The organism is Pedobacter sp., assembly GCF_041645105.1.
Classification (GTDB): domain Bacteria; phylum Bacteroidota; class Bacteroidia; order Sphingobacteriales; family Sphingobacteriaceae; genus Pedobacter.
Window position 1 is genome coordinate 1,117,682 of sequence record NZ_JBAZQQ010000001.1, and the last position, 25,132, is coordinate 1,142,813.

The following is a 25,132-nucleotide window of genomic DNA, read 5'->3' on the forward strand; positions in this document are numbered from 1 at the left end:
TAGACAACTAACGGCCGTTTTTTTAATGAAGATCGGCAGGAACTGCAACGTTCTTTTTGAACTTTTGCAAATACAATAAAGGAATTGAACATAATAAAATGAGTCCCGCTACCCAATAGGCGTCACTATAGGTAAGCAGGAGGGATTGTTTTGTTACGGTACCCTCAATTGCTTTGATCGCCAGCGTTTTTGCGTCCAGATAGTTGTATCCTTTAGCCATAAAACTATTTACAAATCCATTGAAACGTTCGTTAAAGGCCGGGTTATACTCATTTACATTAACCAAGAGATTGCTCCTATGGAAGCCTTGGCGTACATGTATGAGGGTTGTTAATGCAGCAATCCCAAATGAGCCCCCAAGTTGGCGCATCATATTGTTTAGTCCAGAGCCCTGGCCTATTTCAGCCCCTTTCAGATCTTGAATAGCTAGCGTAGTTAAAGGAACAAATAACAATGCCATTCCAACACCACGGATAATTAAGGGAAGAAAGAAATCACCTGTTCCTGATTGTAAAGTTGATTTGCTCAACATAGAGCAGAACACGAAGAATAAGAACATGCCTATAGTGGCCATAAACTGGGCAGGTATGTTTTTCTTCAGCATAATCCCAATAAAAGGCATCATTACAATAGTACACAAGCCTCCGGGGAATAAGAGTTCTCCGGTTTGTAAGGGAGAAAAACCCAATAGATTCTGGCAAAAAACAGGGAATACGAATACAGAACCGTATAATCCAAAACCTAGTATAAATGAGGTAAACATCCCCACGGAAAAGCTTCTGTGGCGCATAATTTTAAAGTTTACAATCGGGTGGTCAGTACTTAGTTCCCTCCAAATGAATAATATTAAACCCAGGACTGAAGTCACCCCTAGTGCTGTAATATAAGGTGTTGCAAACCAATCTTCACTTTCCCCTTTTTCCAATACGGTTTGTAAACTGCCTACAGCTATAGCAAGTAAAAGAATACCCCACCAATCTACTGGCATACCCTGTCCGTCTTTTGGGGTCTCCCTGACAAACATGTATGTACAATACGCTGCAAGAATTCCGACGGGAATATTTACATAAAAGATTAGCGGCCAGGAACTGATTTCGAGTAAATAGCCGCCAATAGTAGGGCCAACTGTCGGTCCTACTACGGCTCCAAGTCCAAATAAGGCTGTGGCGATACCTACGTCTTCTCTTGGCCAGGTCTCAATTAGGATGGCCTGGGCTGTTGAAATAAGCCCCCCTCCTGCAAGCCCCTGCAGTATTCTGAAGGCTATAAGTTCTTCAAGATTGGTTGCATTTCCACAAAGGAATGATGCTATGGTGAACAGAATAATCGAAAATAAGAAGTAGTTTTTACGTCCAAAACGGCTCCCAAGCCATCCTGACATGGGCAATACTATTACATTGGCAACTGCATAGCCGGTAGATAACCAGGCTACATCTTCAAGTGTTGCGCCCAGGTTACCTTGTATTTGAGGAATTGCTACATTTACAATCGTAGTGTCAATCAGCTCCAGTAGCGAAGCTGTGATCACAGTAAAAGTAATGATCCACTTTTTTAAACCTTGCTCGGCCATCGGTTAGTCTTTTATAGAAACGGAAACCTTAACGCTCATACCAGGACGAAGTTTTTCAAGCACTTCCTTTTGAGCTTTTGTGATTTTTATTTTTACAGGAACTCGTTGTACTACTTTCACAAAGTTGCCTGTAGCATTGTCAGGTGGCAATAAAGATCCTTTTGCACCAGTAATAGGAGCAAAGTTGTAAACTTCCCCCTCCACATCTTCTTTAGGGTAAGCATCAACCTCGATTCTAACTTTAGAACCAGCTTTTATATCCTCCAGTTGTGTTTCTTTAAAATTCGCAGTAACATAAATGCTATTGTCGTTTACTATCGCAAATAATGATTGTCCAGGTTGTATCAACTGACCTTTCTGGATATTCTTTTTAGAGACGATACCCGTAGTTGGGGCTTTGATTTCTGTATAAGACAACTGTAGTTTCGCAAAATCTACATCAGCCTGACGTTGATTTACACCACTGTTGCTTACTGCAAGTTGAGATTGTGTCGTACCTACTTGTTTTACCGCAGCCTGATATTGATCATTTGCAGCGGTAAAAGCAGCCTGAGCAGACTCTTTCTGAGCTTTTGCCTGATCAAATTGTTGCTGAGTAACTGAGCCGTCTTTTACCAAGTTGAAATATCGCTCGTAATCTTTTTGAGCGAGATTTAATTTAACCCTTGCAGCTTCAATATTAGCTTTTGCTGTGCTGGTATTGGCAGCAGTTGCTACAATCTGAGATTCAGAAACTCCGACTCCTGCATTAGCTCCTTTTTGGCCTGCAATTGCCTGCTCCAGCTTTATTTTATAATCCCTGTCGTCCAATGTAACGAGCACATCACCTTCGTTAACCTTTGTATTCTCTTCGAATTTAATGTCTTTTACATAACCGCCCACACGGGCTACAACCGGACTGATGTCTCCATCAATCTGTGCATCATCAGTATCAACATGCTTGCTATAATAGATATATTCTTTAATGCCAAATATGGCACCTATAAGGATGAGGGTTCCTAATATGATTGGAATTACTTTATTCTTTTTTTTCTTTTCAGTTGTCATTGCCTGATTTGTTAAGTGGTTATTGAGAAATTTTTCCGGTAGATTTTAGTAGGGTATAGTAAGCTAGACCAGCATCAGCTTTGGCAAGTTCTAAATTGATTTTTGCCTGATATAGTAAGGTCTCCGCATCAATTCTATCAATAGCAGATGCAACATTGTTTTTGTATTTTGAAGCGAGCAACTTATCATTTTCTGTGGCTTGAGTAATTGCGGTTTCAAGGACTTTAATCTTTTTTAAAGACAGCTGGTAATTTTGATAGTTCCTGTTGATTTCTGTTTTCAACTGATCAGATACAATGCTTTTCTGTATGCCAATTTCTTTTTGCTGAATTCTTGCTTCAGTAACTTTGTTCTTATTGGTCCATAAATTTCCAATATTCCATGATACGTTAGCGCCCAATGTCACAGGCATAATGAATTGGTCGGTAGGAGGAATGAATTTTCCACTTGGATTGATATAATATAGGTTTGCACCAACACCAACTGTTGGTAATGTATTCGCTTTAACGGACTTTAAGTTCACATCTGCCACTTTGTTCTGTAGCTCAAGTTGTTTAAGCTCTTGCCTGTCAGAAAAGGCCATTTCTAGATAGGAATTTAATGGAGCCGTAGCTTTAAGTGCAGCATAAGGATCGGCAATTTCGATTTCTGTGTTTTCGCTTAATCCAAGTAATACATCCAGGTTGTAGTTGATGATTTTCCTGTTATTTTCTGCTTCCAGCTCTGTAAGCGACACATTTGCCTGTTGAAGCTGAAATCTTAATACATCATTTTTAGTGACAATTCCCTGTTCAAAAAAGCGCTGTGACTGTTTGAGCTGACTATCAATTGATTCAAGATTTTGAGCTATAACCTTTTTACTTTGAATAACTTTAAATAAGGAGTAGTAAGTGTTAATAATCGCATAGCTGATTTCTTCCTGGCTTTTGTCGGTGTCAAGCCTTGCTACTTCGGTAAGAAGTCGGGTAGATTCCTCAGCATATCTCAATTTACCACCACCATAAATGAGCTCTTCGACAGATGCGGTTCCGACGAATGCATCAGCAAGTTTTGGTAAATGGATAGGATTTGCCCCTCCAATGCTTAAGGTGTTTGTTGGAATTTCTGCATGATTGTACAGAAAAGAAGCCTTTGCGGTAGGCAATACGTTGTCCTTTACCGTATTTAGTTTTGCAATAGCTTGATCGACTCTATTCTGTGAAAGTTTTAAATTTTTGCTATTCTCTATCCCGAGAGTTATAGCTTCTGGCAGACTTAATTTTTTGATCTCCTGGGCATAAAGGATCCCTGGGATAAGAGAAGCTAAGAAGCCTAATCGGATTGATTTACGTGTCATTTTTAGGAGTTAAAAAGGTGACGATAAGGTCTTTTAAATGAGCAATTAATCTGGAGGTAATCAGTTTTTTATCCTCGGTTCTATTAATGTCCAAAGTTGTTCCATAAGTGATTTTTGCAGGAGAGACAGCAACATTACTTATTGTTCCCATTATTGTTGCAATGAGCATTCTAACATCTACCTGTTTAAAACTTCCTTCAGTGATGCCTGCATTGATAATCTCTTCTATGATCGTGAGGTTGGCCCCCATAGCATTCTTTATCTTTAAGAACATTTCAGGCCTGTGGGGAAGTGAAAACTCACGGTGCATCATCTTGTGGAACCTATGGTTGGACATTACCCTTGTTGCATAGCATTCGATTATTTTTAATAGCTTTTCCATGCTGGGAAGTTTTTCTTCGTTAATGCTATTAAGTTGTGAACCAAAGTCAGCAACCCTTTTGGACATGATTTCCATGAAAACTCCTTCTTTTGAACCGAAGTAATAGTTAATCATGGACATGTTTGCTGAGGCTTCTTTTGCGATCTGGCGGGTTGATGTCGCTTCGTAACCCAGCTCACAGAAAAGTCTTTCTGCTGCTTCAAGGATACTTGCCTTTTTGTCTGTCTTTTCCATTAAAAGATTTATGGGGAACAAAATTAATCAATCGATTGATTAATTTTGTTTGGTGAAGAATATTTTTCAATTAATTGACGAAAAGCTGACATGTAATCCTGCTTTATAAAATAAATCAATATCTTTGGAGCCTAAGTATTATTATAATGATTAAAGAAGAGAACAACAATAGTTTAGACTGGGTTTACTACGTTTTAGGCCTGTTTTTTGGTATTTTGACTGCTGCAATTATAACTTGTAGTTTCGGTTGGTCTATTTTAGGTGGAATTATTGGTTTTATATTCGGTGCAGTTTTCTTAAACGGTGTCGTTAAAGGACGCGAGTATTAGTCTTAGTTCTTAATCATTTAAGGCAATTTATAATGAAAAGAATAAGTTTTATCGGAGTATTTATACTTTTTGCCTTTATGGCGAAAGCTCAGGAATTGAAGTTTTCGCCGATTGATTCCAGTCCTGCTGATATTGTTTATTTTCCGCTTAATGCTGCAAAAGCTAAGGATGGTTCATTGCCTTTGATTAAGGTTATTTATTCGAGGCCAGCAAAAAAGGGGCGTGAAATTTTTGGTGTTTTAGAGCAGTATGGAAAAGTATGGCGTTTAGGTGCCAATGAGAATACTGAGATTAAGTTTTTTAAGCGCGTAAAAATAGGAGGCAAGACAATTAAGCCGGGTACCTATAGCTTATTTGCTATTCCAAATAAGGATAAATGGGTAATGATTGTAAATAAACAGACAGACCGTTGGGGTTCATTTACTTATGATGAAACTAAGGATGTTCTAAGAACAGAAGTGCCTGTTAAATCATTGGATAAAACTTTAGAAAGCTTTTCTATAACTTTTACAACGAATGCAGTAGGCGCTAATATGGTTTTTGGTTGGGATAAAACCTTAATCGAGCTACCAATTGAATTAAAATAGTCGATTTAGATCAAAAAAACTGGATTTTAATCAGGCTTTTTTAATTATAGCTACTGTTAACCTGCTTATACAATTCATCTTTCCTTTATCATTGTAAATTTTAATTTCCCAAACATGGGTTTTTGCGCCTATATGCAGAGGTTTACATATTCCGGTAACCAGACCTGACTTAACAGGCCTAAGGTGGTTCGCATTAATTTCAAGACCTACAGCCTGATATTTTTCTGGATCAATACACATATAAGAAGCAACACTTCCCAGTGTTTCTGCCAATACAACAGACGCTCCACCATGCAATATTCCGGCTGGTTGATGTGTGCGCTCATCTACGGGCATTGTCCCTGTTAGAGCATCTTCCTCAACTTGAGTAAATTTAATATCAAGAAAAGCACCCATGTGATTTTTAGGGCGGTCATTTAACTGTTCAGGACTAAATTCAGAAAACCAGATCATAAGTAACGGCTTTTAATGATTTGTGTATGGTGAATGATATGGCCAGGAATAACATAAAGTAATGCCCGCGCTGTAATTTGTCTCTCAGAAGCTGTTCCGCTTCTATTTAGTTCTTTTTCTGAAAGTGATTCAAACAAATACATATTCGCTTTTCTCAGTAAAGCAAACTCTTCTGACAGGCTTAGTAAACTCCTGTCCTGAAAATGTGCATTAGCAACGTAATCATCTTCTTCAAAACCAGGTAAAGCATGGTTTTCTCCTCTGGCAAAACAGGTAAGACGATATACGAGGATCCGCTCGGTATCTATAATATGTCCAATTAGTTGTTTAATTGTCCACTTTCCAGGGGCATAAGCATAATCTGCCTTTTCAATGAGGCTATTTATAAAATCAGAAAATTCAGTAGCCTGTCTTTTCAACAATTCCATTACATCTCCTTCTACAAGGCTAATGTATTGTTCAGCCCATACGGGATACTCATGTGTTTGTGGTCGGTTCATAAGTAATGCTGCTTTTTAAAATGATACGAAAGGTGGTTCCTTTGCCAAGTTCTGAATCCTTGACAAAGATTTGTCCATTATGATAGTTTTCGATAATTCTTTTGGTTAGTGATAGCCCCAAACCCCATCCCCGTTTGCGCGTAGTATAGCCAGGTTGGAAAACTGCATCAAACTTTGAGCGTGTAATGCCTTTTCCTGTATCTGTGACATCAATAAAAACCTCCTCTTTAGCTAGATTTTCGATAATGTCTATAGTAATGTGCCCCTCATTTTCAATCGCATTTGCAGCATTTTTAAGTAGATTTTCAATCACCCAGTCAAATAACGGGACATTTAACAGTGCGCGTACTTGCTCATCACCTGAAATTTTAAAAACAATTTTATCGGAAGTACGTAGTTTAAAGTATTCTACAAAATTATAAATAACAGTATAAACGACATGGTCTTCTACAATAGGTTTTGAACCAATTTTAGAGAAACGATCGGTAATGACCTCTAGTCGTTTGATGTCATTCTCCATTTCTGCAATCAAAGGGTCGTCCTCAGCATCAAACCTTGATTTGATCAGTTCAACCCATGCCATCAGAGAAGAGATTGGAGTACCTAATTGATGTGCTGTTTCTTTAGCCATACCTACCCAAACCTGATCTTGTTCTGCTTTTCTGGCTGAGCTAAAAGCTACGTAGGCAGTAATTAAGAACAAGCCAATCACTGCCAGCTGTATATAAGGAAAATAGCGAAGTTGAGTTAAGGTTGCCGAATCTTTATAATAAATATACCATCGTGTTCCGTCCAGTCCAATAATTGGGGTAGGAGGATGTTGAGTTTTCATTTTATTAAGCTCTCTTGCAAAATACCCGGGGTCATAGGTTTTATTGGGTTGTTTTTCTACTTCATAATTGGTTTTGGTTGAATCAAGGCCCTGATAGGCCAAAATTGCCCCTTCAGAATCAATCATAATAACAGGTAATTTTGTATTTGTCCTGATAAGATCAATCAAACTTGTATAACGATCGTCATCATACATGGCCAACGATTGTTCGGTCACTTTTACATATAGTTGGAATTGAAGTTGCTCCTCACGCTCCATTTTTTTTACAAAAAAGTCGCTGTAAAAAACAGAAGCAGTGCCAATAACAATGGCAAAGATGAGTAGAAAGAATTTCCAGCGGCGCTTTTTCTCGTATGGATTCATATTAATATATGGGCAAATTACAAAATAGCATTTGAAAATGCAGCGAAACAGCCTAAATAATAAAAGACATAATAGCCCCTTGTAACTGGGTTTTAAATGGGTTGGACTCATCTATACTCATATGAGAGTCATTAGAGAGTCATACAAGACTCATACAAGTTATAGTTTTGTGATAAACAATGCGTTGATTATCAGCTGTTTGAGTGTTATTTTTTGTTGAAAATACACACTTAATGCGGTGTGCATTACAAAATTGGATGAATATAATGCTAAAGCACTAAAAAATATATCTTTGTAACTCGTAATCATGGAAAAGAAAGTAAGAGTAAGATTTGCCCCTAGCCCAACAGGGGGACTACATTTAGGTGGTGTACGTACCGCTTTGTTTAATTATCTGTTTGCAAAAAAGCATAAGGGGAAGTTTATTTTACGTATTGAGGATACTGATCAAACCCGCTTTGTAGAGGGCGCAGAGGAGTATATCGCCTCTTGTCTGGATTGGTGTGGAATTGTTCCCGATGAAAGTCCTGCAAATGAAGGAGCATTCGGACCTTATCGTCAAAGTGAGCGTAAAGCAACTTATAAACAGTATGCAGATCAATTAATTGAAGATGGTTATGCTTATTACGCTTTTGATACTCCTGAAGAGTTGGATGCTAAAAGAAAAGAGATACCAAATTTTACATATGGATTAGCAACTCGTGGAGAGATGCGGAATTCACTTACACTTAATGAGACAGAAGTAGCTGCATTGCTGGCCACTAACACTCCCCATGTTGTGCGTATTAAGATGCCCGAAAATGAGACGGTATCCTTTACAGACCTTATTAGAGGACATGTCAGCTTTGAGACCAACCTGGTTGATGACAAAGTTTTATTAAAAGCTGACGGGATGCCGACTTATCATCTTGCTGTAGTAGCGGATGACAAAGCAATGGAAATCAGTCATATATTCAGAGGTGAAGAATGGCTTCCGTCAGCACCAATTCATATCCTTTTATGGAGATATTTAGGTTGGGAAGATGAGATGCCCGCGTGGGTACATTTACCATTAATCTTAAAACCAGATGGGAATGGTAAGTTGAGCAAAAGAGATGGTGATAGGTTAGGTTTCCCAGTATATGCTCAAAACTGGACGGATCCTAAAACAGGAGATCTGACTAAAGGATTTAGGGAGCTGGGCTTTATGCCGGAAGCATTTGTGAACCTTTTGGCTATGCTTGGTTGGAATGACGGTACCGATCAGGAGATCTTCTCTTTGAGCGAGCTTATCGATAAGTTCTCGTTAGAAAGAATTAGTAAAGCAGGAGCGAAATTTGACTTTGAAAAAGCTAAATGGTATAATCATGAGTGGATTAAAAATGCGACTGCAGAAATACTTCTTCCTGTTGTAAAGCAAGCTTTTGCCGAGCATGGGATAGCATTGAATGATGACCAATATCTAAAGGGTATTATTGACCTAATTAAAGACCGTTGTAATCTTTTAACCGATTTCGTGCCTCAAAGTATTTACTTTTTTGTTGCGCCGGAATCATATGATTTAGATGCGGTTAAGCCCAAGTGGACTATTGAGAAAGCTAAGTTTTTTGAAGCTTATGCTTTGGAAATAGTAGACGGACTTACAGGATTAGAATTGGAAGAAAAGTTTAAGACGTTAGCTGCAGCACATAATTTTAAACCTGGGGAACTAATGTTGCCATTTAGGATTATGCTTGTTGGAGGGAAGTTTGGACCAGGAGTTTTTGATATTGCTGTTGCGCTTGGTGCAGTAGAAACGATAAAAAGAATCCATAAAGCGATAATTACTTTCAGTTAAATATCCTTTCTTCTGGTTTTGGTATAACAATTGCCGCAAAGTTTAATTCACCTAATTAAATATAAATTTCTATGCAATGGTTCGGTAAAGGCAGTGGTAATATTGATGACAGAAGAGGAATGAGTGGAGGTAAAGTACTTGGCGGTGGCGCAGCTATTGTCGTTGTGGTACTTGGACTTATTTTTGGACAGGATTTTTCCGGTCTGGTTAATCAGCTTCCTATCGGACAGCAGGAAAATGTAGATGGGGCAAGAGGAGTGCCTCAGGATGCAGAGGGTAAGTTTGTTGCGGGTGTACTTGAGTCTACAGATTCAGTTTGGATTGCACAATTTAAGGAATTAGGTAGGGAATATGAACCACCGGTTCTTACATTGTTCGACAATAGTGTTCAGTCTGCTTGTGGCAATGCGAGCTCTGCAGTTGGTCCTTTTTATTGTCCTGCAGACCATAAAGTATACATTGATTTAACTTTCTATAAGGATTTAAAGGATCGCTTTGGTGCTGCAGGGGATTTTGCACAAGCTTATGTCATCGCACACGAGGTGGGGCACCATGTACAAAATCTGCTCGGCATATCCGAGAAAGTACAAAGAGCAAGAGGACAAATGAGTGAAGTAGAATATAATAAGTTATCAGTAAAACTGGAATTACAAGCTGATTTCTTTGCTGGTCTGTGGGCGCATCATGCGCAAAACCTCGCTAACTTCAAATTAGATCAAGGAGATATTGAAGAAGCATTAACGGCTGCAAACGCAATTGGGGACGATAAGCTTCAGCAGCAGTCGCAAGGTGAAGTAGTACCGGATGCATTTACCCATGGTACCTCTGCTCAGAGGATGCATTGGTTCAAAAAGGGCTTTGATACAGGCGATTTCAATCAAGGCGATACATTTAATACTGGACAATTATAATTTTTTTGCAAAAATTAGGTTGTATATATGTTTAAACTTGTATAGATTTAACATAAACAAATAACAGGCTATCCGGTTCTGATTTCAACGCCTATTTATCTTTAATAATGATATTAATTGTAGACGATACTCCTGAGAACCTTATTTCTTTAAAGAAGGTTCTGGAGAAACATAATTTTGAAGTTGACACAGCATCCTCTGGTGAGGAAGCTCTAAAAAAGGTGCTTAAAAATGAATATGTGCTCATTATTTTAGATGTACAAATGCCAGGAATGGATGGTTTTGAAGTTGCCGAGGCAATTTCAGGCTATAGTAAAGCAAAGGAAACAGCGATCATATTTCTATCAGCAGCAAATACCGAACTTAAATTTATTACTAAAGGATATTCTTCTGGGGGATTGGATTATATAACCAAACCGGTTGATATGGATATCCTGTTACTAAAGGTGAAGACGTTTTATCGTATCTATGAACAAAGCAGGAAACTTATTGAAGTTCAGAAAGCCCTTTTAGATGAGATTGAATTCAGAAAAAAAGCAGAAAGAAAAAAAGATGAATTTATAAGTATAGCCAGTCATGAATTAAAAACACCACTCACTAGCGTAAAGGGGTATGTGCAGTTGTTGGCTAGAAGTATTGATAAGGGAGATGTTCTGACAGTAAAAAAGCACTTGATTAAAGCGCAGGTACAACTGGATAAATTAAATGATCTTATTGCTGAACTTCTGGATATTTCTAAAATAGAGAGTGGAAAGTTAGAGTTTAATAAAAAGTATTTCGAACTTGATCAAATGTTGGATGGGGTATTGGAGGTTATTCATCAGGCAAATCCAGAGTTCAAAATTGTTATAAATGGGACTTTTCCTGAACAGATTTATGCTGATGAAATGAGGATAGAGCAGGTAATAGTTAATTTCCTGACCAATGCAATAAAGTATTCACCGGGTACAAATGAAATTCAGATTAACGTATATGTAAATGGAGAGCAGTTATACCTTGGGGTGCGTGATTTTGGGATTGGAATTATACCTGAACTGCAGCAAACAGTATTCGAAAAGTTTTATAGAGTAGAAGAGACAGCAATCCATTTCCAGGGACTGGGAATAGGCTTATATATATCTGCTGAAATTATTAGCAGGCATGGGGGACAAATTGGTGTAAAAAGCAAATTAGGAGAAGGCTCTGAATTTTATTTTACGATACCAATAAATATGATTAATGAGGCGGATAAAATTAAGGAATCTTATGAGTAAAAAACAAATAAAGAATAATCTGCGAATTGGCCTTGGTTTATCATTATTGATACTTTTTATTACCTCTTTAGCTTCGTACTTAAGTATTAACAGTCTGATTAAAAGTGCAGAAATGGTTAAGCATAGCAATCAGGTTATGTCGAAACTTGATAATGTTATATCTGCTTTAACCGATGCAGAAACAGGTCAAAGGGGATTTCTTTTAACTGGTGAGAAAGATTTTCTTGAGCCATATAATGGAGCAAAACAGCGTGCTTTAGGTTTATTGGAAGAAATAAGGATGGAGACTGTTGACAATGAATTTCAACAAAGGAATGTTCAGAAGCTGAAAGAGATCATTAATGGCAGATTGGATATCATAAAGCGAACCATTGAGGATAAGGAACGAGGGAGAGCTATTGCGACTTCTGAACTGATCAATGGAAAGTCTTATATGGATACAGCAAGAGATTTGATCAAAGTGATGAAATCGGAGGAAGAACGGTTGCTGGATTTACGTACAGCCAATATGAATAAGCTGGCTGGTTACACTCCTTCTCTTATTATTTTAGCGGCTTTTCTTGCTATTATCATTACGATCTTTTTTTATAGGAGAGTTTCCTACGATTTCAATACCCGTACACGACTTCAGAAAGAATTACAAGATAAGAATGACGAAATGGATAGTCGGATTGCTACAATTCAAGGAGTCGCAAATAGAATTTCAGGTGGAGATTATCAGATCCGATTGGATAATAATGAAAAGGATGAATTGGGAAGTTTGGCCATCTCTTTAAATACTATGGCAGAATCTTTACAGTATTCCTTTACTTTATTGGCTGATAAAGAGTGGCTACAATCTGGAGTTGCGGCATTAAATGATAAAATGGTTGGTGAAAAGACTGTAAAAGAGCTTTCAACGGATGTCATAGAAGAAATTGTAGAGCGGACGCATAGTCAGGTTGCAGCGTTATACCTTCATGAGGAGGATGCTCAAACACTCCAATTAACGGGGAGTTATGCGCTGATGGAGGATGAAAAGCGAAAGCGGCTGAATATTGGAGAGGGGTTGATCGGGCAATGCATCAAGTCCAGAAAATCAATCTTAATTAATGATATTCCAGAAGGAGAATTAACAATTAGTTATACTATAGGCAGTACAAAGCCACGCAATGTGATTGCTGTCCCGATTTTTAGAGATGGAGAGGTTATTGGAGCGATGGAATTTGGATCTCTTCAGACTTATACCCCGTTGCAGATTGACTTTCTGAATAGTATTTCCAATAATATTGGAGTTGCTATTCATGTATCTCAAAACCGTAGTAAGTTGCAGGAGTTTTTAGAAGAAACACAGGCGCAGGCAGAAGAATTACAGGCACAACATCGCGAACTTGAGGGGCTAAATGCAGAACTTGAGGCTCAAACTCAAAGAATTCAAACTTCAGAAGAGGAATTGAGAGTACAACAAGAAGAACTTTTGCAAAGTAATCAGGAACTGGAAGAACGTACTAGTTTGTTGGAAGAAAAGAACCAACTGATTCGTGAAAGAAATATCGACATACAGCAAAAGGCAGAGCAATTGGAGCAGAGTACCAAGTATAAATCTGAGTTCCTTGCAAATATGTCTCATGAACTGAGAACCCCATTAAATTCTATTTTGTTGCTGTCAAAATTAATGTCAGACAATAAAGACCTTGACAAAGAATATATTGAGTATGCTGAAGTTATACAAAGCTCAGGACAAGGGTTACTTGGTTTGATCGATGAAATTCTGGATCTTTCAAAAATTGAGGCTGGTAAAATGAAGCTTGAATTCAGAGATGTCAGTATCGCAGAGATTGCAACTGATATGCGGTCACTATTTAATCCGATAGCGAAGAATAAGCATCTTCAGTTGATTATTGATGTAGAGGAATCATTACAAAATTTCAATACTGATAAAATGAGATTGGAGCAGATACTTAAAAATCTACTCTCAAATGCGATTAAGTTTACTTCAACAGGAAAAGTAACTTTAACAGTAACTAAGAACGACTCGGGCAAAAATATTTTATTTAAGGTTACAGATACAGGAATAGGCATTTCTCCGGATAAACAAGGACTCATTTTCGAAGCATTTCAGCAAGCGGATGGATCTACCAGGCGTAAGTTTGGAGGGACAGGTTTAGGCCTTTCTATAAGCAGAGAGTTAGCTAAGCTTTTGGATGGCGATATTGAACTGACCAGTAAGGAACATGTAGGTAGTGAGTTTACACTTTCACTGCCCTTGGTTCGTAAAGTGTTTGAAGATCAGGCTGAACCTGATCAAAGAACAGAAGATATTGTTCAATCGATTTATGTTGATAGGGTAGAGAAAGTTGTAGCAGAGCGGTTTACTGTGGATCATATCCCAAATGAGATTGAGGATGACAGGAATGATATCCAGCCAGGAGATAGGGTGATTCTCATTATTGAGGATGATACTAATTTTGCGAAAACACTTCTAAGTTTTACACGTAAAAAGAATTATAAAGGCCTTGTAGCGGTTCGTGGGGATCTGGGAGTAGAAATGGCGAATATTTATCAGCCTTTAGCGATCCTACTTGATATACAGTTACCCGTTAAAGATGGCTGGCAGGTAATGGAAGAGTTAAAATCAAATCCTGCAACCCGGCCTATACCTGTCCATATTATGTCTTCAATGGAGGTTAAGAAAGAGAGTTTATTGAAGGGGGCAATTGATTTTATCAATAAGCCTGTTGCTTTAGAACACATTAAGCAGATTTTTGAAAAGCTTGAAGATGCATTTAGCCGACACCCCAGGAAGGTCTTGATCGTTGAAGAAAATAAGCAACATGCAGAGGCGTTAAGCTACTTTTTGAGTAATTACAATATCCATACAGAAGTTGCAGATAATGTAAAACAAAGTATTGGAGCGCTAAGTAAAAACGAAGTGGATTGTGTAATCCTGGATATGGGAATACCAGATAAAAATGCCTATGAGACTTTGGATATCATAAAGAAGAGTCCGGGACTTGAAAATCTGCCTATTATTATATTTACAGGAAAAAACCTTTCAAAAGGGGAGGAGATCAGAATTAAGCAGTATGCAGATTCGATCGTGATTAAAACCGCACATTCTTATCAGAGAATTTTAGACGAAGCAGGGCTTTTTCTTCATCTGGTAGAAGAAAGTGAGGGTGATAAAAAAAATAAGAAATCTGATTCAGAGAAATTAGGTGGATTGTATGATGTATTGAGTAATAAAACCGTTTTGATTGCCGATGATGATGTCCGTAATATCTTTTCTTTAACAAAAGCATTGGAACAACATAAAATGAAGGTTCTTGCCGCAGTTGATGGTAAGGAAGCTCTTCAGACGCTCAAGGATAATCCGATGGTAGATATAGTGCTTATGGATATGATGATGCCTGAGATGGACGGATACGAAACGACAAAGGAAATAAGAAAGAGTCCTGCCTACAAACAATTGCCAATTTTAGCTGTTACAGCGAAAGCAATGATGGGAGATCGAGAAAAGTGCATAGCGGCAGGCGCTTCTGATTACATTTCCAAACCTGTGGATGTAGATCAGTTGATTTCGTTATTAAGAGTTTGGCTTTACAATAAGGTTTAATCATAAAACGCTGGAAAAAATATGGTTGAAAATAAGATTTTAATAATTGATGATGATCCCAGAAATATTTTTGCATTAAGTGCGGTCTTAAAGGCAAAGGGGTATCAGTGTCTTTCTGCAATCGGTGCAGAAGAAGGACTTGAAATCCTGGCAAATGATAGGGATATTGTCGTGGTACTTATGGACATGATGATGCCAGGGATGGATGGATATGAAGCGATCTCTAAAATGAAAAGCAGTACTCGATTTAAAGACATTCCTGTAATTGCAGTTACCGCTCAGGCAATGCTTGGTGACAGAGAAAGGTGTTTAAGTGCTGGTGCTGTTGGATATGTTGCAAAACCAATTAACGTAGAGGAATTGCTTAAGTTGTTAGCCCTTTACGTTTTAACTGAATAACATTGGATAGTTTTTTAATTACAGATGAATATGTAGAATTATTGCTTTCTGACCTTTTGGAGCAGTATGGCTATGATTTTACTGGATATTCAAGGGCATCTTTAAAGAGACGGATTTCAAGGCTTTATTCTTTAGATAAATCCTTGAGTTTTGCTGAATTCAGGTATAAGGTGTTAAACGATCAGGTTTACTTTAAGCGATTTGTAGAGCAGCTTACGGTTAATGTAACTGAAATGTTTAGAGACCCTTCTTTTTTTAGGACTTTAAGAGAGGTGGTCTTGCCCAAACTTGGGACTTATCCATTCATAAGGATATGGTTAGCTGGTTGTTCAACTGGTGAAGAAGCTTATTCCATCTCTATTATCTTAAAAGAATTAAACCTTTTACATAAGTCTTTGATTTATGCGACTGATCTTAACCCAACTGTTCTTGAAAAAGCGGCGCAGAGTATGTTTGCAATGAGCCATATGAAACAGTATTCTGAGAATTATATATTGTCTGGAGGAACAGATGATTTTTCAAAGTATTATACCGCCAGTTATTCTCTGGCAAAATTCGATGATGAATTAAAGAAGAAAATCATATTTTCGACACACAATCTGGTCTCTGATCACTCATTTAATGAATTCCAATTGATTCTTTGTAGAAATGTATTGATTTATTTTGACCGTGACCTGCAACATAATGTGTTAGACTTGTTTGATGAAAGTCTGGAAGACCTGGGGTATCTTGCATTGGGATCAAAAGAAACGGTTGAGTTTTCCAGGGTTTCCTCTAAATATAAACGCTTGCAGGGAGAAAAAATATGGAGGAAAGTAGGGTAATGAGAAAAAAATGTAAAGCACTTATTTTTGGAGGATCAGCCGGGAGTCTGGAAGTATTATTAAAAGTGTTACCAGATGTAAATGTAAATATCACGTTTCCAATTATTATTGTGGTGCACAGAAAGCATGGTGCAGACTCTTTATTGCCCATACTGCTTTCTACCCGAACCAAGCTCAACGTTAAGGAAGTAGATGAAAAAGAGAAGATCGTGGCGGGTAATGTGTATATTGCACCGTCTGACTATCACTTACTTGTTGAGCAGGATGAAACGTTCTCATTAGATTACTCTGAAAAAATAAACTATTCAAGACCAGCGATAGATGCGACTTTTCAGACAGCTGCGGAAGTGTATAAAACGAATCTTGTATGCATATTACTTTCCGGCTCTAATTCAGATGGAGTGAACGGCTTGAAAAGTGTAAAAGCATGGGGTGGAAGAGCCGTAATTCAGGATCCTGAGACTGCCCAGGTTGCGTATATGCCTGAGCAGGCAAGGTTAAATGTAATGATAGATGAGGTGTTGCCAATAGCTGATATGGCAGAATTTATTAATTTGATGTCCTAATTTGATTATAAATGATTGAGAATAAAAAGGTATTTGTATTTGATGATAATACTGACATTCTGGATTTATGTACTATCATATTGGAGGATGCAGGTTACGATATTAAAACCTCATCTACTTCCAATGACATAGTAGATCAGGTGATGGCTTATATGCCTGATATTATATTTATGGATAACTGGTTGCCAGATATTGGTGGTATGGATGCAACAAAGGCCTTAAAGGCTGATCCTCTCTTGAAGAGCATTCCTGTGATCTATTTTTCTGCAAATAATGATGTAAAATCACTAGCTGATCAGGCTGGAGCTGATGGATATTTATCCAAGCCCTTCGATATTGAAGAGCTTGAAATAATTATCCAAAAACATTTAACTATTTAACACCTAAAACATCTACTCCTTGTTCAAAAACAATGTCAACAGGGATGCCTTTTTTGGTTAATTTGTCCAGGTCAGCTTGTAATTCTGTGGTGATAATCGCCTTTTCACGAAGTACTTTTTCAACTGCTGCTTTATCTCCATTTCCCTGTAGTGTTATAATTAGACCACTCAGTTTGTTCATTGCATTTTCAAATTTTGCAAAGTCAACCTGATAAGTACCATTTTCATTTCTAATGAAAGCGCCATTCTCTTTAAAAAAATTAAAGCATTGCATATTTGCTTTTCCATGTGCGCTGGCAGCTCCGAATCTTACTGAACGTAAAATACCGGCCATATAGGTCGTGTAAAATTGCTTTATATCACCTTCGAGCTCTCCTTTTTTAAGCAGATCTGTAACCATATAAAGCCCTAAAACATCTGCTTTACCTTCTTCTAACCATGAATACTGCTCTTGAAGAGCTTCTTTAACAAAACCTTTACCTGTGATTGTATTTTTAATACCCAGGCCATGTGCTACTTCATGAAACATTACATTAGCAAAGAAAGCATCAAAATTGATGTATTGAAGCTGATCTTTATCTATTAATTCTTTAGCGATAGGAACCAAAATTTTATCAAATTTCGCTTTCATCGCATTCTTTAACTGCGAACGCCTTGTCCCTTTTTTCTGTTGTATAACCTCATCATTTGGAAGGTTAACCGCAATTGTTTTAGATCCGGCATTGCAATCGCCAGCATAATAAACTACATCATAGGCATTCAATTCAGAGTCAGTGCCAGGCTTTTCTGTTTTATATTTAGCCTCAACAGGCAGTCCCTGCTGTAATTGAGGGAGCATGCTTACATATTTTGTTAACTTTTTACTCCAAACCTTATCTTTTACCAATACATAAGCTTCAAAAGAAGCACGTGCATTAAAAAGTTTGTCTTCATAGTTTTCAATCGGGCCAATAATAATATCAAGGTTATTGGTTTTCATATCTAACCAGGCATAATCACTCGCTGTATAGTTGTCGGTGACCAGGGCATCAGCACGTAGATTGAGATATTTTTTTAAACCAGCATCTTCAGCAAGAAGTGCAGCTTGCTTTAATAAGCTTGATGCCTGTTGTAGCTCTGTAGCATATAAAATATGATATGGAACTGATGAAAGCTTACCAGTGCTATCCTTTTTGATTACGGAATATAAGCCGTATTTATCCTTCACATCAGATTTTTTCAATTCCTCCTTTGTCATATTAGCTGGATAAAAGGTTGCTGCGTCTGGTTTAGGACCAATGCCCTGAACAAACGGTTTATCCCCATTTAGTCTATCCCAAGGGCCATAATTGATCATGAGGAAAGCCTTTGTTTTTTCATCTTTAATGGTGCTAAGCAAACTGTCACGTTGTGGATAAGCTTGTTTCCAAAACAAGTCATCCATAATTTGGGCAGCCTGAATCAATAGGGGCAATATCTTTCTTTCATTAGCCGTTAGATCATTGATGTTTGTGGTTAACTTCACTTTTTCATAAATGCCTAATCGTTCATTAACATAGTTTTGAAGGCTATCTTCTGCCGAATTATGTGTCGCAGTTTGGTTCGTAGACTGAGGGTTAGTGCAGGAGGCTATTCCCATAATAATTGAGCACCCGGCAATAAAAGCAGTTGCTTTGTTAATGTGTTTCATATATTGTATTTTTTCCTGGTTATGAAGCCGTAATAAGATGGTACGAGATTCATATATCGAATTATTTGCGACTAAAATAGTAAAAAATAGTAATTTCACATCTTCTATATATTCAATATGGCTCATTATAAGAAATTTAGGAAAGTTGGATTAGTGGTTGTTTCTTCCTTTTTATTGGTATCCTGTTCTACCAGTAAGTATGCTGCTACCGAAAAAATATATAAATACAAGGCTAAGGGGTTTTCTGAGATCATAAAGACTGTACCCCCGCCAGCACAACAAGTGCCTGGGCTAGATCCCACAATTCAGTCCTGGGTTGGGTCTGTGAATTTTGGAATTCGTAAACCAAATTTTGTGATCATACACCATACTGCTCAAAACTCCACCCAACAAACTATCAATACGTTTTTAGTAAAAGGTAAAAGTGAAGTAAGTGCGCATTACATTGTAGGAAAGGACGGCGCAGTAGTGCAGATGGTTAATGATTATCTCCGTGCAAATCACGCCGGAATAGGGAAATGGGGTAATACCAGCGACCTGAATTCTTCATCTATCGGGATCGAATTAGATAATAATGGGATTGATCAACCTTTTACCGATGCCCAGATAAGAAGTTTATTGGTGCTGCTTGATGCATTAAAGAAACGTTATAATATACCTGTTGCCAATTTTATTGGACATGCTGATATCGCCCCTGGAAGAAAGAATGATCCAAGAAATTTTCCATGGAAGATTTTGGCAAAGAAAGGGTTTGGATTATGGTATGATGATGTTTTGAACCTACCTCCGGATGATTTTAATGCAGAGCTTGCATTGAGAATTATTGGATATGATACTCGTAATTTACCTGCAGCAATAGCTTCATTTAAGCTGCATTTTGTCCAAACAGACGTAAGTCAGGTGCTTACACCTGCTGATAAGCTGATTTTGTTTAACCTTTACAAGAAGTATTGAGGCATGGGGTTTATTTATAAAGTATTTAGATTTTAGTACTTAGGCAAATCTAACTACTAAAATCTAAATACTTTCTATACTTATTTCTTCGCTTTCGCCCAGGCATCTTTTAAAGATACTGTACGGTTAAATATCAAATGCTCCGGTGTTGAATCTTTGTCCAGGCAGTAGTAACCCTTTCTGATGAATTGATACCTTGCATCTTTATCGGCAGTAGCTAGGTAGGGCTCGATATAAGCCTCTTTGATTACTTCTATGCTATTTGGGTTCAGATAGTCTTTAAAGTCACCTTCTTCGCCATCAGGAGATTCTACGGAGAACAAACGATCATACATTCTGATCTCCGCGCGTTTTGCATGTTTAGTGCTTACCCAATGGATTGTTCCTTTCACATTGATTCCACTGGTATCCTCACCACTTTTTGACTCTGGGATATAACTACAGTGTATTTCCGTTACATTTCCATCAATGTCTTTTACAAAGTTTTCACATTTAACAATGTAGGCATGCTTAAGTCTAACCATTGCATCTGGAGCAAGTCTGAACCATTTCTTTGCCGGCTCTTCCATGAAATCTTCACGCTCAATCCATAACTCATTACTGAAAGGGATTTCACGGGTCCCTCCTTTATCTTCAGCCTCAGGGTTATTCTCCCCAATTAATACCTCTTCTTTTCCTTCAGGGTAATTGGTGATAATCAACTTTATTGGGTCTAGAACAGCCATTACGCGGTTAGCAATTTTATTCAAATGTTCACGGACACAGAATTCCAATAAGCTAAGTTCAATTAGGTTTTCACGTTTGGCAATACCAATCCGCTCACAAAACTCACGAATGCTTTCAGGAGTGTAACCACGTCTTCTCAGTCCACTTACTGTTGGCATTCTCGGATCATCCCACCCACTTACTACACCGTCATTAACCAGTTGTAGCAATTTACGCTTGCTCATTACGGTGTATGACAGATTTAAACGTGCAAATTCATATTGTTTTGACGGATAAATCTCTAGCTTTTCTATACACCAGTCGTATAATTCTCTGTGAGAAACATATTCTAATGTACAAATAGAGTGTGTAATGGTTTCAATGCTATCACTCTGACCGTGTGCAAAATCATACATCGGATAGATGCACCATTTATTGCCTGTTCGGTGATGCTCCGCATGTTTTATGCGGTAAATAACAGGATCGCGCATGATCATATTTGGGCTGGCCATATCGATCTTAGCTCGTAAGGTACAGGTGCCATCCTCAAACTCACCATTTTTCATGCGTGTAAACAAATCCAGATTTTCTTCAATGCTACGGTTACGGTAAGGACTATCTTTTCCTGCTTCAGTAGGCGTGCCCTTTAATGTGGCCATTTCTTCTGCAGTGCTATGGTCAACATAGGCTAAGCCCTTTTCAATCAGCGTAATGGCATAGCCATAAAGCGTGTCAAAGTAATCAGAAGTATAAAGTTCATTTTTCCACTCAAATCCAAGCCATTTAATGTCGGCTTGCTGGCTGTCCACATATTCGGTTTTTTCGGTTATGGGGTTTGTATCATCAAACCTCAGATTAGTATAGCCTCCGTATTTCTGCGTTAAACCGAAGTTTAAGCAAATAGCTTTGGCATGACCGATATGTAAGTATCCATTCGGTTCAGGTGGAAAACGGGTAATTAACGTTTTGTATTTTCCGCTATTCAAATCGTTCTCAATGATCTCTTCAATAAAGTTCAATGATTTTTCCTCACTCATATAAGCTGTAAATTTTTAGCCAAAGTTAACATAAAACCGCTAATTTACTTACATTTACAGCCTACTTATTAGCATAAAATATGAGCAATGCATTAAAAAGACCTATTCGGGTTTTAGTGGCAAAGGTTGGATTGGATGGCCATGATAGGGGAGCAAAAGTAATTGCTACCTCTTTAAGGGACGCTGGTATGGAGGTGATTTATACAGGATTGCGCCAAACTCCTGAAATGGTAGTAAACGCTGCATTACAAGAGGATGTGGACGCCATTGGAGTATCCATCTTATCTGGAGCACATATGACTGTTTTTCCAAAGATCATCGCGGTAATGAAGCAAAAGAACGTTACGGATGTTTTACTAACCGGAGGTGGGATTATACCTGAGGGAGATATGGAAAAGTTAAAAGAGATCGGTGTAGGAGAACTATTTGCTCCGGGAACAACTATGGAATCTATTGTGAATTATATTAAAAGTTGGGTTACTGAACATAGAAATTTTTAGAATATGGCATACCAGAACATTTTATCAGAAGTAAAGGAGCAGATTTTATACATCACTATCAATAGAGAGCAAAAGCTTAATGCTTTAAATAAAGCAACCCTTGCTGAATTATCGGATGTGATTTCATTTGCAGTAACTCAGGATGAGATTAGAGGGATTCTTTTAACAGGTGCAGGTGAAAAAGCTTTTGTGGCAGGGGCAGATATATCTGAATTCTCAAGTTATAATGCTGAGCAAGGAGAATCATTAGCAAGAACAGGTCAGGAAAAGGTTTTTAATGCCATTGAAAATTGCCCTAAACCTATAGTTGCGGCTGTTAATGGCTTTGCTTTGGGAGGTGGGTTAGAACTTGCTTTAGCATGTCATATTCGTGTTGCATCAGATAATGCAAAGTTAGGTCTTCCAGAAGTATCATTAGGATTGATTCCTGGCTATGGTGGAACACAAAGACTTACCCAGGTTGTTGGTAAAGGAAAGGCTATTGAAATGATTGCAACTGCAGATATGATTTCTGCGGATCAGGCATTAGAAATTGGATTAGTTAATCATGTAGTACCTCAGGCTGACCTGATTGCAAAAGCTGAAGAAATTCTAAATAAGATTAAACAACGAGCTCCTTTAGCCGTTGCGGCCGCCATAAAATCTGTCAATTCAACCTTCTCTTTTGATGTAAATGGATTTGAAACAGAAATCAATGAATTTGGCAAGTGTTTTAATACAGAGGATTTTAAAGAAGGTACATCTGCTTTTTTAGAAAAGAGAAAGCCGGTTTTTTCTGGTAAATAGGCTCTTTTGTAGCTTTAATATTGGTTTTCTTTCTTAATTTTTTGTATAGCTTATATGAAATCTATAGAGTTCATTGGGGGAGGGATTTGCAAAATGTGTAGAAAATATTTCCCATAACAAAAAAACTAGCTATATTTATCTCAACAATATTCAGTAAATATCTATGAGAAAAATATTAATCGTTGACGATGAAATAAATATTGGGATCCTGTTATCTAAATTTTTAACTCGAAATTCATTTAGTGTCTCAACAGCTACTAGTGGTGTTTCAGCGATGGAATATCTATCCAAAGAGTATTATGACTTAGTGTTATGCGATTACCGCTTGGAAGATACTGATGGTAAAGAAATGCTCATCAAAATTAAAGAAAAATACCCCAGGACAGGGGTTATTATTATAACAGGATATTCAGATATAAAGCTGGCAGTTGAGTTGATTAAACTAGGGGCCTATGATTATATCACAAAGCCTTTATATCCTGATGAGATTCTGAATACGATTAATAAATCAATAGAAACACAGATGGCACTAAATGCTGGACCTCCAGCAGATACTTCAGAGGCGCCTAAAAATAGAATTCAAAAACAGATATATAGTCAGTCAGACAATTTTGTCGCAGGTCAAAGTAGTGCTTCAAAGCATTTGTTAAAGCAAATTGAATTGGTTGCTCCAACTTCTTACAGTGTAATTTTAACTGGTGAAAGTGGAACAGGAAAGGAATCGGTTGCAAAAGCAATCCATTTGAATAGTCCTAGGCGGGATATGCCTTTTGTTGCGATGGACTGTGGTTCTTTAACAAAAGAGCTTGCTGGTAGTGAGTTTTTTGGACATGAGAAAGGCTCTTTTACTGGTGCATTATATACCAAGATAGGCCATTTTGAAATGGCAAATGGGGGTACACTTTTTCTTGATGAGGTAGGAAATCTTTCTTACGACATTCAGGCAGCATTGCTTAGAACGGTTCAAGAGCGTAAAATTAAGCGCATTGGAAGTACAAAAGAGATTGATCTTGATGTTCGGATTATTGTTGCAACCAATGAAAATCTTGCTCATGCTATTCAAAAAGGAAAATTCAGGGAAGATTTATATCATCGATTTAATGAGTTTTCCATTGATTTACCACCTTTAAGTCAACGCGGAAGAGATATTTTAATTTTTGCAAATACCTTTCTTGAAGTTGCGAATCAGGAGCTGAGTAGAAGTGTACTTGGTTTTTCACAAGAGGTTGAGGAGTGTTTTTTAACGTATAATTGGCCAGGTAATGTGAGGGAGCTAAAAAATGTAATTCGAAGAGCGACCCTGTTAACGGAGTCTCAGGAAATTCAACTTAAAGCACTTCCTTTAGAGATTTCAACTTATGCAAAGGCAAATGCGATAGAAACAACTATGTCACGTTCAGAAAGGCCTAGAGATCTTAAAAATGCTGCCCAAGAGGCAGAATACGAGGCTATTTTGAAGGTTTTAAGAGAAGTTAATTTCAATAAAACCAAAGCTGCTAAAATTCTGAATATTGATCGCAAAACGCTTTATAATAAAATGAGAGCGATCAATCTTGAAAAATAACAATTTGCTGATAGTTTTTACTTAAATGAACCGTTAATTGGCTTAGTTATTGGTGTGATCATTATCGGAATACCAATGCTTATTCATTCCTATATGATTGTTTTACCTATATATTTTATAGTGTAATAATCAAGCTCTAAGCTTTACAATTGAGGAAAAAGGGAGAAATTAAAAACAATTTCCCGACACATGAAGTTATAAGAGTGGTGTTGCGGAATATTAATATATTATTAAACCAAAAATTTAAAAAGTTATGAATGATAATTCGAAAGTATTAGTTGGACTATTGGTAGGTTTGGCTGCCGGCACCGCATTGGGGTTACTTTTTGCGCCTGAAAAGGGAAGTGAAACCAGAGACAGACTAAGCCAGTCTTTAAAGGATCTTGGAGATTCAATTAAAGATAAAGCTATAGATGAAATCAACAACCTTGGTAATTTAAAAGATAAAGTGGTTACTTCTGTTAAAAACAAACTTCATCAGACGGGAGAAGAGTTTGTGGATGATGATTTGGAACATGCTTAAATATAATAATACCTAGC

The 25,132-nt window shown here is 37.6% G+C and carries 24 protein-coding genes; 15 read left to right on the forward strand and 9 right to left on the reverse strand.

The window, feature by feature from the left end; translation table 11 throughout:
• Positions 1–22 precede the first annotated feature (22 nt).
• From WC623_RS04720 to WC623_RS04735, 4 genes are read right to left on the reverse strand one after another with little or no spacing between them, the layout of a single operon-like run.
• Positions 23–1,570 (reverse strand): DHA2 family efflux MFS transporter permease subunit, encoded by a 1,548-nt coding sequence (locus WC623_RS04720; RefSeq protein ID WP_372848462.1) that lies wholly within the window; start codon positions 1,568–1,570, stop codon positions 23–25.
• Positions 1,571–1,573: 3 nt separating this feature from the next.
• A complete protein-coding gene (locus WC623_RS04725; protein ID WP_372848464.1) occupies positions 1,574–2,617 on the reverse strand; it encodes an HlyD family secretion protein in 1,044 nt (347 codons plus the stop codon).
• Positions 2,618–2,636: 19 nt separating this feature from the next.
• Positions 2,637–3,953: a TolC family protein gene (locus WC623_RS04730; protein ID WP_372848466.1), complete on the reverse strand. Its 1,317-nt coding sequence runs from the start codon at positions 3,951–3,953 to the stop codon at positions 2,637–2,639.
• The gene (locus WC623_RS04735; protein ID WP_372848468.1) at positions 3,943–4,569 is read right to left on the reverse strand and encodes a TetR/AcrR family transcriptional regulator; all 627 of its coding nucleotides are present in this window, start codon (positions 4,567–4,569) and stop codon (positions 3,943–3,945) included. Before WC623_RS04735 ends, WC623_RS04730 begins: the two co-directional genes overlap by 11 nt.
• A 146-nt stretch (positions 4,570–4,715) precedes the next feature.
• On the opposite strand from WC623_RS04735, the gene WC623_RS04740 reads away from it, so the two are divergent.
• Positions 4,716–4,898 carry a hypothetical protein gene (locus tag WC623_RS04740; protein WP_372848470.1) on the forward strand — a complete coding sequence of 61 codons (183 nt, stop codon included), beginning with the start codon at positions 4,716–4,718 and terminating at the stop codon, positions 4,896–4,898.
• Between the two features lie 32 nt (positions 4,899–4,930).
• A complete protein-coding gene (locus WC623_RS04745; protein ID WP_372848472.1) occupies positions 4,931–5,485 on the forward strand; it encodes a DUF2911 domain-containing protein in 555 nt (184 codons plus the stop codon).
• Between the two features lie 30 nt (positions 5,486–5,515).
• On the opposite strand, the gene WC623_RS04750 is transcribed toward WC623_RS04745, so the two are convergent.
• From WC623_RS04750 to WC623_RS04760, 3 genes are read right to left on the reverse strand one after another with little or no spacing between them, the layout of a single operon-like run.
• Positions 5,516–5,938, reverse strand: coding sequence for a hotdog fold thioesterase (locus WC623_RS04750; RefSeq protein ID WP_372848474.1), 423 nt, complete (start codon positions 5,936–5,938; stop codon positions 5,516–5,518).
• A complete protein-coding gene (locus WC623_RS04755; protein ID WP_372848476.1) occupies positions 5,935–6,438 on the reverse strand; it encodes a DinB family protein in 504 nt (167 codons plus the stop codon). The genes WC623_RS04750 and WC623_RS04755 overlap by 4 nt, the downstream gene beginning before the upstream one ends.
• Positions 6,416–7,633 (reverse strand): sensor histidine kinase, encoded by a 1,218-nt coding sequence (locus WC623_RS04760; protein WP_372848478.1) that lies wholly within the window; start codon positions 7,631–7,633, stop codon positions 6,416–6,418. The genes WC623_RS04755 and WC623_RS04760 overlap by 23 nt, the downstream gene beginning before the upstream one ends.
• Positions 7,634–7,940: 307 nt before the next feature.
• Here WC623_RS04760 and gltX point away from each other — a divergent pair, with 307 nt between their 5' ends.
• From gltX to WC623_RS04800, 8 genes are all read left to right on the forward strand, one after another.
• Positions 7,941–9,449 (forward strand): glutamate--tRNA ligase, encoded by a 1,509-nt coding sequence (gene gltX, locus WC623_RS04765; protein ID WP_372848480.1) that lies wholly within the window; start codon positions 7,941–7,943, stop codon positions 9,447–9,449.
• Positions 9,450–9,520: 71 nt separating this feature from the next.
• Complete coding sequence (locus WC623_RS04770; protein ID WP_372848482.1) at positions 9,521–10,360, forward strand: neutral zinc metallopeptidase; 840 nt, start codon at positions 9,521–9,523, stop codon at positions 10,358–10,360.
• Positions 10,361–10,467: 107 nt separating this feature from the next.
• A complete protein-coding gene (locus tag WC623_RS04775) occupies positions 10,468–11,613 on the forward strand; it encodes a response regulator (RefSeq protein WP_372848484.1) in 1,146 nt (381 codons plus the stop codon).
• On the forward strand, positions 11,606–15,208 hold the full coding sequence (locus WC623_RS04780) for a response regulator (protein WP_372848486.1): 3,603 nt from the start codon (positions 11,606–11,608) through the stop codon (positions 15,206–15,208). The genes WC623_RS04775 and WC623_RS04780 overlap by 8 nt, the downstream gene beginning before the upstream one ends.
• 21 nt (positions 15,209–15,229) lie before the next feature.
• On the forward strand, positions 15,230–15,607 hold the full coding sequence (locus tag WC623_RS04785) for a response regulator (protein WP_372848488.1): 378 nt from the start codon (positions 15,230–15,232) through the stop codon (positions 15,605–15,607).
• A gap of 2 nt (positions 15,608–15,609) precedes the next feature.
• A complete protein-coding gene (locus tag WC623_RS04790) occupies positions 15,610–16,431 on the forward strand; it encodes a protein-glutamate O-methyltransferase CheR (RefSeq protein WP_372848490.1) in 822 nt (273 codons plus the stop codon).
• Positions 16,431–16,997, forward strand: a complete 567-nt coding sequence (locus WC623_RS04795) for a chemotaxis protein CheB (protein ID WP_372848492.1) — start codon at positions 16,431–16,433, stop codon at positions 16,995–16,997. Before WC623_RS04790 ends, WC623_RS04795 begins: the two co-directional genes overlap by 1 nt.
• A gap of 11 nt (positions 16,998–17,008) precedes the next feature.
• Positions 17,009–17,377: a response regulator gene (locus WC623_RS04800; protein ID WP_372848493.1), complete on the forward strand. Its 369-nt coding sequence runs from the start codon at positions 17,009–17,011 to the stop codon at positions 17,375–17,377.
• Here the strand turns inward: WC623_RS04800 and WC623_RS04805 are convergent.
• Positions 17,370–19,046: a Zn-dependent hydrolase gene (locus WC623_RS04805; RefSeq protein WP_372848495.1), complete on the reverse strand. Its 1,677-nt coding sequence runs from the start codon at positions 19,044–19,046 to the stop codon at positions 17,370–17,372. The two genes, WC623_RS04800 and WC623_RS04805, sit on opposite strands and share 8 nt — an antisense overlap.
• A 117-nt stretch (positions 19,047–19,163) precedes the next feature.
• Here WC623_RS04805 and WC623_RS04810 point away from each other — a divergent pair, with 117 nt between their 5' ends.
• On the forward strand, positions 19,164–20,000 hold the full coding sequence (locus WC623_RS04810) for an N-acetylmuramoyl-L-alanine amidase (protein WP_372848497.1): 837 nt from the start codon (positions 19,164–19,166) through the stop codon (positions 19,998–20,000).
• Between the two features lie 80 nt (positions 20,001–20,080).
• Here WC623_RS04810 and WC623_RS04815 read toward each other — a convergent pair whose 3' ends face one another.
• Positions 20,081–21,742 carry a glutamine--tRNA ligase/YqeY domain fusion protein gene (locus WC623_RS04815; protein WP_372848499.1) on the reverse strand — a complete coding sequence of 554 codons (1,662 nt, stop codon included), beginning with the start codon at positions 21,740–21,742 and terminating at the stop codon, positions 20,081–20,083.
• 80 nt (positions 21,743–21,822) lie between these two features.
• Here WC623_RS04815 and WC623_RS04820 point away from each other — a divergent pair, with 80 nt between their 5' ends.
• From WC623_RS04820 to WC623_RS04835, 4 genes are all read left to right on the forward strand, one after another.
• The gene (locus WC623_RS04820) at positions 21,823–22,242 is read left to right on the forward strand and encodes a cobalamin B12-binding domain-containing protein (protein WP_372848501.1); all 420 of its coding nucleotides are present in this window, start codon (positions 21,823–21,825) and stop codon (positions 22,240–22,242) included.
• A gap of 3 nt (positions 22,243–22,245) precedes the next feature.
• A complete protein-coding gene (locus tag WC623_RS04825) occupies positions 22,246–23,028 on the forward strand; it encodes an enoyl-CoA hydratase/isomerase family protein (protein WP_372848503.1) in 783 nt (260 codons plus the stop codon).
• Between the two features lie 163 nt (positions 23,029–23,191).
• Positions 23,192–24,592: a sigma-54-dependent transcriptional regulator gene (locus tag WC623_RS04830; protein ID WP_372848505.1), complete on the forward strand. Its 1,401-nt coding sequence runs from the start codon at positions 23,192–23,194 to the stop codon at positions 24,590–24,592.
• A gap of 253 nt (positions 24,593–24,845) precedes the next feature.
• Positions 24,846–25,115 (forward strand): YtxH domain-containing protein, encoded by a 270-nt coding sequence (locus tag WC623_RS04835; RefSeq protein ID WP_372848507.1) that lies wholly within the window; start codon positions 24,846–24,848, stop codon positions 25,113–25,115.
• Positions 25,116–25,132 lie beyond the last annotated feature (17 nt).